The sequence below is a fragment of the Mycobacterium sp. genome (assembly GCF_049281135.1).
In the GTDB taxonomy this organism is placed as follows: Bacteria; Actinomycetota; Actinomycetes; order Mycobacteriales; family Mycobacteriaceae; genus Mycobacterium.
In genome coordinates, this window is sequence record NZ_JBAPRN010000259.1 from 1 (window position 1) to 9,264 (window position 9,264).

10 protein-coding genes are annotated in these 9,264 nt (G+C 63.4%); 4 read left to right on the forward strand and 6 right to left on the reverse strand.

Annotated features, from left to right (window positions below; translation table 11 throughout):
- The 5 genes from WAN02_RS10435 to WAN02_RS10455 form a co-directional block, all read right to left on the reverse strand.
- Positions 1 to 215 (reverse strand): class I SAM-dependent methyltransferase (locus WAN02_RS10435; protein WP_422264086.1); only part of this gene is annotated, 215 nt, incomplete at its 3' end.
- A 305-nt stretch (positions 216 to 520) separates the two neighbouring features.
- Positions 521 to 2,038: a sugar transferase gene (locus WAN02_RS10440; RefSeq protein WP_422264078.1), complete on the reverse strand. Its 1,518-nt coding sequence runs from the start codon at positions 2,036 to 2,038 to the stop codon at positions 521 to 523.
- Complete coding sequence (locus WAN02_RS10445) at positions 2,035 to 2,724, reverse strand: dTDP-4-dehydrorhamnose 3,5-epimerase family protein (RefSeq protein WP_422264079.1); 690 nt, start codon at positions 2,722 to 2,724, stop codon at positions 2,035 to 2,037. The genes WAN02_RS10440 and WAN02_RS10445 overlap by 4 nt, the downstream gene beginning before the upstream one ends.
- 320 nt (positions 2,725 to 3,044) lie before the next feature.
- Positions 3,045 to 4,253: a PPE family protein gene (locus WAN02_RS10450; protein WP_422264080.1), complete on the reverse strand. Its 1,209-nt coding sequence runs from the start codon at positions 4,251 to 4,253 to the stop codon at positions 3,045 to 3,047.
- Positions 4,254 to 4,385 carry a hypothetical protein gene (locus tag WAN02_RS10455; protein ID WP_422264081.1) on the reverse strand — a complete coding sequence of 44 codons (132 nt, stop codon included), beginning with the start codon at positions 4,383 to 4,385 and terminating at the stop codon, positions 4,254 to 4,256.
- Between the two features lie 259 nt (positions 4,386 to 4,644).
- Between WAN02_RS10455 and WAN02_RS10460 the strand changes: the two genes are divergently transcribed.
- Both WAN02_RS10460 and WAN02_RS10465 read left to right on the forward strand, forming a co-directional pair.
- Complete coding sequence (locus WAN02_RS10460; RefSeq protein ID WP_422264082.1) at positions 4,645 to 5,319, forward strand: TetR family transcriptional regulator; 675 nt, start codon at positions 4,645 to 4,647, stop codon at positions 5,317 to 5,319.
- Between the two features lie 136 nt (positions 5,320 to 5,455).
- Positions 5,456 to 6,112: a TetR family transcriptional regulator gene (locus WAN02_RS10465; protein WP_422264083.1), complete on the forward strand. Its 657-nt coding sequence runs from the start codon at positions 5,456 to 5,458 to the stop codon at positions 6,110 to 6,112.
- A 12-nt stretch (positions 6,113 to 6,124) separates the two neighbouring features.
- Here WAN02_RS10465 and WAN02_RS10470 read toward each other — a convergent pair whose 3' ends face one another.
- On the reverse strand, positions 6,125 to 6,487 hold the full coding sequence (locus WAN02_RS10470) for a PAS domain-containing protein (protein ID WP_422264087.1): 363 nt from the start codon (positions 6,485 to 6,487) through the stop codon (positions 6,125 to 6,127).
- Between the two features lie 191 nt (positions 6,488 to 6,678).
- Here WAN02_RS10470 and glmU point away from each other — a divergent pair, with 191 nt between their 5' ends.
- A complete protein-coding gene (gene glmU, locus WAN02_RS10475) occupies positions 6,679 to 8,157 on the forward strand; it encodes a bifunctional UDP-N-acetylglucosamine diphosphorylase/glucosamine-1-phosphate N-acetyltransferase GlmU (RefSeq protein WP_422264084.1) in 1,479 nt (492 codons plus the stop codon).
- Positions 8,158 to 8,279: 122 nt separating this feature from the next.
- Positions 8,280 to 9,260 (forward strand): ribose-phosphate diphosphokinase, encoded by a 981-nt coding sequence (locus WAN02_RS10480; protein ID WP_422264085.1) that lies wholly within the window; start codon positions 8,280 to 8,282, stop codon positions 9,258 to 9,260.
- Positions 9,261 to 9,264: the final 4 nt, after the last annotated feature.

Sequence of the window (9,264 nt, forward strand, 5' to 3'; positions counted from 1 at the left end):
GAAGAGAAATACGCGTGTTCAGTGAAGGCTCCATGCGGCCAGACAAGCGCCGGTATCTGTAGCAATAGGCAGTCATCGCATACCCGCAAGTGCAGCGGGAAATTCGGTTCTGCCAAATCAAGTTCTCCGGGTGTGAGGAACTTGTCACAGGGCGGGCTTGCGCCGAGGTCCAAAACGCTTCGGAGTCGACCCGAATCACATAAACGGCAATGCAACTGAGCAACTGCCGCCGGCACGCTTTCCTTGATGTCGCCCTTCATGTCACGCCGAGCGGGGGAAGCCCGGACCGCGGCGGGGGCACACCGCGGCCCGGACGTTTCAGGGAGGTCCGGTCCAACTCGCGAGTTACGCGATCAGCTGCTGGCGATGCAGCGAGGGCACTATCGGCCAATTGGCGAGACATCTCACCGTGCTTGCCATCGGTAGAAAGACGTTGGCGCCGGCCACGATTGAGACCGTTTTCTGCCCAGGCGGCAACAACCCGGAGGCCAGCACCCGGACCTAACTCACCCCAGGCCATTCAATATGCCCCGTCGCGGGCCAAGACAGCCTTGAGGGTCTTGGCGATAAGCAGAAAATCGCTCGCCATCGACCAGTTGTCGACGTAAGACAAGTCCAGACGCATCGATTCATCCCACGGAAGGTCTGAACGGCCATTTACCTGCCATAACCCGGTAACCCCCGGCTTGACCAAAAGTCGCCGCTGGACATCGCCGTCGTATGTCATCACCTCTCGTCTCAGCGGCGGTCTTGGCCCGACCACACTCATGTCCTGCTTGAGCACATTGATGAATTGCGGTAACTCATCGATGCTGAGTCTGCGGAGAATTCTGCCAACCGGAGTGACGCGGGGGTCTTGGCGAATTTTGAACAACACTCCGCCCTGGCTCTCATTGCGAGACAACAAATGCTGAATTTGGCTGTCGGCACCGTCGACCATCGTTCGGAATTTGAGCATGGTAAAAGGTTTTCCATCCAAACCGATCCGCTCGGACGGGTAAAAGACCGGGCCTTTGCTCGACACTTTGACAGCGATGGCCGCTGCAATGAGTAGTGGCGACGTACCGATCAGGGCGGCCAGCGCGAAGCAAAAATCGAAGGCGCGTTTCTGGAATCGTTTGGCGCCCTCGTACTGCGGTTTTTCCACATGCAACAACGGGAAGCCGGCGAAGGGCCGCAACGCCAGTCGGCCTTCCGCGACATCCATCACTCCGGGAGCGACCACCAGATCGACATCCACCGTCTCCAGCTGCCACATCAACTGTCTAAGCCCCTGTGCACCAAAACGTTCTGTGCCCGTCAACGCGACGGTGTCGGCGCCGCAATGTCCGAGCGCGGCCACGGCGTGCGCCTCGTCTCCAAGAATCGGGATCTCCCGGCCGTTGACCAGAAGGGTCTTGCCGCGTGACGGTCCGTACCCGGGTATACCGGCCCCGACCACGACGTAGCCGGCTCGAGGATTGCGGGTCAGTTCCTGCGCAAGCTGAGCAACTGCCTTACGATCTCCAATTGCCAATACCATTGTCTGATATTTGCCGGTGGCTCGCTTGCCGCCGATATGGTAACGCCACAATGCACGGCTCACCAGCAACCCGATCGTGCCCACCGGTAACGCGACTGCCAAGTACCCACGGGCCAGGAATATCCTCGCCAGCAGATTCACGATCGCAATCATTCCGAACGTCCAAAATGATGCGCTGACGATGCGCCGATATTCCTCGATGCCGTCGCCGATGACACGAACCGACCTGGTGCGGAACGTCGCGATCGACGACAGCCACAGAGCCGCGAACAAAACAGAAAATAGCGTCACCACCTCGCCGGGGTAACCCGAATCGTGCGGCGAATCGCCGAATCGGATGTACTGGGCGAGCCCTACCGATGCGCAAACGATAAGCGTATCGGTGATTTGTAAACGTCGCGAGTATTGATGCTGCCAGCGCCGCGCAGTGGCAGCTTTGAAGGCGGGAGCCGGACGAACCAATTCAATCGGTCGGCCGGTTCGACTGGGGCGGGTCTTTATGGTTGTGACAGTCATGCGGGCCTGGTCTCTCGGTTGTACGTCACCGATCGTGAATAGTCGGATGCGAGCGTGTCGTGGCTGGTGGTCGCCCTGGCACTTCGCTTACCGATTACGGTGGTGCCGTCCGTGGATACATTTCGTCCGGTCGGCAACTTGCCGATCGTCGCCGTGACGCTCCTCATCGATGCGAGCAACGGCCAGTTGGCGTCTTTTTCAGAGATTACGCTGACCGCCAATGGCCACTCGATCCCGAATTCTGGTTCGTTCCAACGGAATCCCTGCTCTTCGGTGGCTTCACAGACCTCGCTGACTTGAAAAAGAACCTCTGTATTGTCAGCAAGGGTTTGAAAGCCGTGCGCAACGTAGGCCGGCAGAAACAGAGCGCGGCGATTGTCGGCACTCAGCTGAACCATGACGTGCTTGCCGTAGGTAGACGACTCCGGACGTACGTCGACGGCAGCGGCGACGATTGCACCCCGAGTGCAGCGGATCAGCGTGGCGACGGCGTTCGGAGCAACCTGACGGTGGATGCCGCGCAAAGTCCCTCTGGCATAGTTGTAGGAGACGCTCGTCTGCACGACGCTGAAAGGCAATCCGTTTTCGGCGAATTCGTTGCTGCAGAACACATTTGAGCGGAAGCCACGATCATCGCGGTCTGGTTCGATATCGATGATCGTTACTCCGGCAACGTCAGTGGGCATGTACCTCACTCGAGCCCTCCCTTCGAAAAAAGGCCGCCTCCGAGAAACGTTGGGGCGGGAGGGCAAATCAAACTGCCCTCGGTACCGCTGACCAGCGCTCGCATAGTGATGTTCCTTCGTCGCCCGGTACTGGCCTGCGCTAGTTCACCCAGTAATCGGAACCGGAATGCAGCACGGACTTCTCGATGGTCGCCGCCGGAGCGCACAGGAGACTCAAACCGTCCATCAGCATATCGGTGAGTATACATACTTTTGGGATGTTGTTAAGCCTTTGGATGAACCTTTGGTATCGCGGGAGCATCGCAAGCTTCCTCGGTGCCTCAACCGGCGTATACCGGCCGTTGCACCATGGGGGGGCGGAAGTTGTAGCGGGCAGCCAAGGGTGAACTGACGCCCACGCGCTGCGTTGGACTCGCCGGCGGAACGCCGATCGGGCCCGCCGGATTGGTCGGTACGACCGGCGTTGTAACGCGCGCTCCGCCAGGCAACGCCGAGGGAACCTGGCTGAATGCGGGCGCTGCGGAGGTCCAGCCCTGGGGAACGGACAACGGGCCGAGCGACGCCGCCCGGCCCGCGGTCGCGGTTACGGATGTACCGCCGATGCCGGGTGAGCTCAACGCACCTGCTCCCGAACCGACGCCCGTGCTCGTCGCCGATCCGGATATCTGGAAGCCCCTGGAAAATGCGGTAGTGGCCGGGCCAAACGTATTCATCAGCGAACCCGCCGAGCCGAGCATCGAGACGCCCGAGGTAGCCATCGACACTGACGATGCCGCGCCAGAGGCCAGGCTCGTCCCCGACGTCAATGCGGACGACGACGTCAGGGTCGTCAAGGAGGAGAGAGGTGACGTCGAAGTCGAAGACGAAGCCACCGTTGATGCGAACCCCGGCAGAGCACCCGGCACCGCCGCGGAGCTCAATGGTGCCACCGTCTGGGCACCCGTGCCGGCCGAGGTACCGGCGGCTTGTGTCACCGCAGCGGCCATCCCGGCAACCCCAGAGGGGTTGGTGCTTTCCAGCGGAGTCGTGAATGGCGTCAACGCCGATGCTGCCGATGACGCGCCGGCGTAGCCGTACATCGCCGTGGCATCCTGCGCCCACATCTCGACGTAGTCGGCCTCAGTGGCCATGATCGCCGGGGTGTTTTGACCGAAGAAGTTTGTGGCGACCAGCGCGAGCAGCAACGCGCGGTTGGCCGCTATTACCGGCGGCGGCACCGTCATGCCGAACGCAGCCTCGTAGGCGGCGACGGCCGCCGTGGCCTGGCCTGCGGTTAACTCAGCCTGCGCAGCGCTAGCGGTGATCCATGACACGAAGCTGGCTGCTGCGGTCGCCATTGATAGCGAGGAGGGCCCCAGCCACGACGACGTCAGGTCTGAGACCACATATCCGTAGGCGGCTGCCGCCAAGTACAGGTCGTCCGCCAACGCGTCCCAGGCCGCGGAGGCGGCCGTCATCGGCCCCGCGCCGGGCCCCGCATACATCAGCCCGGAATTGATTTCCGGCGGAAACATCGCGAATTCGAGCATCTACGGTCCGCCGCGAGTCGTGGCGGCCGCGTTGCCCGCCTGGGCAGCGACCGACGAGGAGCCCGCCCGGCCCAGGGCGCTCTGACCGCGCCCGTCGCGCCGCAGCAGCCTCCTCAGACCGATCACCCACATAACGACTATGGTACATACTTTTTGAATGTTGTGAAGCTCTGTACAGACTAATAGTCCTCAGAGCTTGCCAGGCTCGGTCTAACGCTGTTAACTTGAACTGTCCGCAAACCGAACGACATCGACTCGGCTCGCGCAGCGTACGTGCCGCGTCGATCGCCCCTTGCAGATGACTGTTGAACTACGCTTGTCAAACAACGCCTCGAGACCTAGGGGCCCGTTGTCAAACTATCGCGGCGGAGCATTACTAGGTGGACCAACCATGACCGAAACAACAGACACCCGAGCGGATACCACCCGCCAGCAGATTCTGCGTGCCGCCGCACGCCAGTTCGCGCGGCTTCCCTACCATCAAGTCGGCCTTGACGACGTGCTTGCCGAGGCCGAATTGACCAAGGGCGCAATGTATTTCCACTTCCGGTCCAAGCATGCGCTGGCGCTGGCCATCATCGACGACCAGACCACCCGGTCCAATGAAGCCATCGCCGACCTGTTGGCACGAAAATTCTCCGGCCTCGAAACGCTGATCGATTTCTCCTATCAGCTGGCGGTCCGCGACATCACCGACGACATTTCCCGGGCGGCTTTGCATCTGCTCGAGTCGATCGGCCGGATCGAGGACCTGCAGGCGACGTCGCTCAAAGCATGGAGTGACACCCTTGCGCAAGCCGTTCACCGCGCCATCGGCGAGGGCGACGTATACGAGGACTCCGACCCGCAGGACGTGGGACGCCTGCTGGTGTCGATCTACATGGGACTGCGCCAGGCCAGCAACCTGGACGAACCGGAGCAATTCCTTCGCGACCTCGAGAGCGCCTGGGCTTTGACGCTGCCCGGCTTCGTGCGTCCCGACCGGATCGATTACTTCCGTCAGTTCATCACACGTCGCACGAACATTGCGATCGGGAGTACGTCCGCGATGGCGGGTTCGACGTGATCACGAGGTCGGCCACCGGCCGGTGATCGATGACCCGGCCCGCCGCCCTGTTAGGCTATTTCGCCAAGTCAGGATTGTTGCGATGGCCATAGCCCGGAAGCTCAGCGCACAACCGGAACTCCGGAGGTAACAGGCGATGGCCCGCCAGGTTCGATCGGAAGCGACACGGCGAAAGATTCTCGACGCCGCGGTCGAGGTGTTCAACGAGGTCGGGTTCGCGGCTGCCGATCGTGGCGCGATCATCGAGCGCACCGGGATGACCAAGGGCGCCTTCTACCACCACTTCGACTCGATGGAATCGCTGGCATCGGCCATCATCGAGGACGGCGCAGCCCTGGTGGTCGCCGAGTTGGGCACCATGTCGGACTCGTTTTCTCCGGCGCTGGAGAACATCCTGCACGGCACGTTCGTCACCGCGGATCTGTTCGCCACCAACACGGTCGTGCGCACCGCCGAGCAGTTGAGTCTGGCGTTCGGCAAATTCAACGACACGGCCGGCGCGGCTTACACAGCCTGGATCGAGTCGATGACTGCCCAGACCAGCAGGGCGATCGCCGAAGGCGATATCCGATCAGAACTCGACGCGAAAACGGTCAGCGAAGCGGTCATCGGCGCGACGTTCGGAGCCCGGATGATCTGCCAGGCGACCACCGACGGCACCGATCTTGTTCGGCGACTGACCGACATGTGGGAGTTGCTGTTCCCCGCCATCGTGACCGAGACGTCGCTGGGCTACTACCGTGAATTCCTTGCCCGCGAGGCGCTGCGCCACGTCGAGCACGACGCGTCCTGACTTGGGCAGCGACTAGGGCTCGTTGGCCCAGAGCTCTTCGGTGAGGTCCTGGAACGTCGCCAGCGCGATCGAATCGTCGGCACGCCGCAGCGCTGACCTGCTCATCAGCGCACGCACTGTCGAGCCGTCCTTGTGCGCCAGCTCGACGACCATGTTGGCCAGGCCGTCGACAACCGAGAGCACCGATTCCGTTTCCAGCGCGCCATGGAAGATGTCGTGGAACCTCAGCGCCACGACCTCCTCCGCGTTACGGCCGACCATGTCGGCGAAGGCCGTGTTCGCGAACACGATGGTGCCGTCCTGCATGACCGCCAACGTAGGGACCGGGATGCGCTCCAGTAACACCAGCGCCGGCAATTCCGACAGCACTTCCATCGGCGGTCGGCTGGCGTGCGCGGTTCGTCGTCGCTCCACCGCTTGATTATTGTCCATCGCGGTGTCCATTGCCGAATCGGCGATGACCGTCGTGCTTTGCGGCGACCCTGCGGATAATGACACGCTGGACAGATGGCGGCTTGCCGACATGCACGGCTGTGCCCACCAGCGGCCAGCGGCGAGGAGGTTCGATGACGACGCGCGGCGAATCAGCGGTCCTCGTCCTGGCGGCCGGGGCCGGCACCCGGATGCGCTCGGACACCCCTAAGGTGCTGCACACGTTGGCCGGCCGCAGCATGCTGGCACATTCGCTGCATGCGATCGCCAAGATGGCGCCGCACCACCTGGTGGTGGTGCTCGGCCGTGATCACCAGCGCATCGACGACGCAATCGGTGAACTGGCCGTAACCCTTGGGCGCCCGATCGACACCGCAACGCAGGACCAGCAGCTCGGCACCGGCCACGCGGTGCTGTGTGGCCTGTCGGCGCTGCCCGACGATTTCCGCGGCGTCGTTGTCGTCACGTCCGGCGACGTCCCGCTGCTCGACGCCGACACGCTGGCCGACCTGGTGGCCAGTCACAATTCGCACGGCGCGGCGGTCACCGTGCTGACCACGACGCTGAGCGATCCGACCGGCTACGGCCGCACGCTGCGCACCCAGGACAACGAAGTGATCGCGATCGTCGAGCAGGCTGACGCGACGCCGTCACAGCGGGAAATCCGCGAAGTCAACGCCGGCGTGTACGCCTTCGACATCGCCGCGCTGCGATCGGCGTTGAGCCGGCTGTCCGCCGACAACGCGCAACAGGAGCTGTACCTCACCGACGTCATCGCCATCGTTCGACAGGATGGCCAGGTGGTGCAGGCCAGGCACGTCGACGACAGCTCGCTGGTGGCCGGCGTGAACAACCGGGTGCAGCTTTCCGAACTGGCCGCCGAGCTCAACCGCCGTATCGTCACCGCCCATCAGCTGAGCGGCGTCAGCGTCGTCGACCCGGCGACCACCTGGATCGACATCGACGTGACCATCGGCCGCGACACCGTCATCCAGCCCGGGACGCAGCTGCTCGGCGGCACCCGCATCGGCGGGCATTGCACCATCGGCCCGGATACCACGCTGACCGATGTCGCAGTCGGGGACGGCGCTTCGGTGCTGCGGACCCACGGCACCAACTCGTCGATCGGTGACGGCGCGGTGGTTGGGCCGTTCACCTACCTGCGGCCTGGCACGGTGCTGGGCGCCGAGGGCAAGCTGGGCGCATTCGTCGAAGCCAAGAACTCCACAATCGGCGCCGGCACCAAAGTGCCGCACCTGACCTACGTCGGTGACGCCGACATCGGCGAGCACAGCAATATCGGCGCTTCCAGCGTCTTCGTCAACTACGACGGCACATCCAAGCAACGCACCACGGTCGGCTCGCACGTGCGCACCGGCTCCGACACCATGTTCGTCGCCCCGGTCAGCGTCGGCGACGGCGCCTACACGGGAGCCGGCACGGTGGTACGCGAGGACGTTCCGCCCGGTGCGCTGGCGGTGTCCGGTGGCCAGCAGCGCAACATCGAGGGCTGGGTCGCGCGTAAAAGGCCCGGTAGCGCGGCCGCAGAGGCCGCGGAGAAGGCACGCGCCGCCAATCCCGAGGCACCCCCGTCGCCGACCGAGACAACATGACGGCAAGGGAGCAGCGCAGCGGCGATTCGCTACCTATTATTCAGTGGCGAGCCATGCAGAGGCGCATCATTCACAGGCAATCAATTGGGTAACCATCCGATCCGAATCGGCGAGGGCGACAGATGAGCTACGACTGGACCGATAACCGCAAGAATCTGATGCTGTTCGCCGGCCGCTCGCACCCCGAGCTGGCCGAACAGGTGGCCAAGGAGCTCGACGTACACGTCACCGCTCAGACCGCTCGCGACTTCGCCAACGGCGAGATCTTCGTGCGATTCGACGAATCGGTCCGCGGCTGCGATGCCTTCGTCCTGCAGTCACACCCGATGCCGGTCAACCAGTGGCTGATGGAACAGCTGATCATGATCGACGCGCTCAAACGCGGAAGCGCCAAGCGGATCACCGCAGTCGTGCCGTTCTACCCGTATGCCCGGCAGGACAAGAAGCACCGCGGGCGCGAGCCGATCTCGGCGCGCCTGGTCGCGGACCTGTTCAAGACCGCGGGCGCAGACCGGATCGTCACCGTCGACCTGCACACCGATCAGATTCAGGGCTTCTTCGACGGGCCCGTCGACCACATGCGCGGCCAAAACCTGCTGACCGGCTACATCAAGGACAACTACGCCGGCGCCGACATGGTCGTGGTCTCCCCCGACTCCGGCCGGGTGCGGGTCGCCGAGAAGTGGGCCGACGCGATGGGTGGCGTCCCGCTGGCGTTTATCCACAAGACCCGTGACCCGCGAGTGCCCAACCAGGTGGTGTCCAATCGGGTGGTCGGCGAGGTGGAGGGCCGTACCTGCGTGTTGATCGACGACATGATCGACACCGGTGGCACCATCGCCGGCGCGGTCAAGCTGCTGCGCGACGACGGCGCCAAAGACGTCGTCATCGCCGCCACCCATGGCGTGCTGTCCGACCCGGCATCCGATCGGCTGGCCCAGAGCGGCGCCAAGGAAGTGATCGTCACCAACACGCTGCCGATCGGCGAGGAGAAGCGTTTCCCGCAGCTCACCGTGTTGTCGATCGCACCGCTGCTCGCGACCACCATCCGCGCGGTATTCGAAAACGGTTCGGTCACAGGACTATTCGACGGTGACGCATAGATGG

Coding starts and splice junctions, on each gene's coding strand:
- glmU (WP_422264084.1), top strand. CDS start 6,679: ATGACGACGCGCGGCGAATCAGCGGTCCTCGTCCTGGCGGCCGGGGCC.
- WAN02_RS10445 (WP_422264079.1), bottom strand. CDS start 2,724: ATGCCCACTGACGTTGCCGGAGTAACGATCATCGATATCGAACCAGAC.
- WAN02_RS10470 (WP_422264087.1), bottom strand. CDS start 6,487: ATGGAAGTGCTGTCGGAATTGCCGGCGCTGGTGTTACTGGAGCGCATC.
- WAN02_RS10455 (WP_422264081.1), bottom strand. CDS start 4,385: ATGTGGGTGATCGGTCTGAGGAGGCTGCTGCGGCGCGACGGGCGCGGT.
- WAN02_RS10450 (WP_422264080.1), bottom strand. CDS start 4,253: ATGCTCGAATTCGCGATGTTTCCGCCGGAAATCAATTCCGGGCTGATG.
- WAN02_RS10460 (WP_422264082.1), top strand. CDS start 4,645: ATGACCGAAACAACAGACACCCGAGCGGATACCACCCGCCAGCAGATT.
- WAN02_RS10480 (WP_422264085.1), top strand. CDS start 8,280: ATGAGCTACGACTGGACCGATAACCGCAAGAATCTGATGCTGTTCGCC.
- WAN02_RS10465 (WP_422264083.1), top strand. CDS start 5,456: ATGGCCCGCCAGGTTCGATCGGAAGCGACACGGCGAAAGATTCTCGAC.
- WAN02_RS10440 (WP_422264078.1), bottom strand. CDS start 2,038: ATGACTGTCACAACCATAAAGACCCGCCCCAGTCGAACCGGCCGACCG.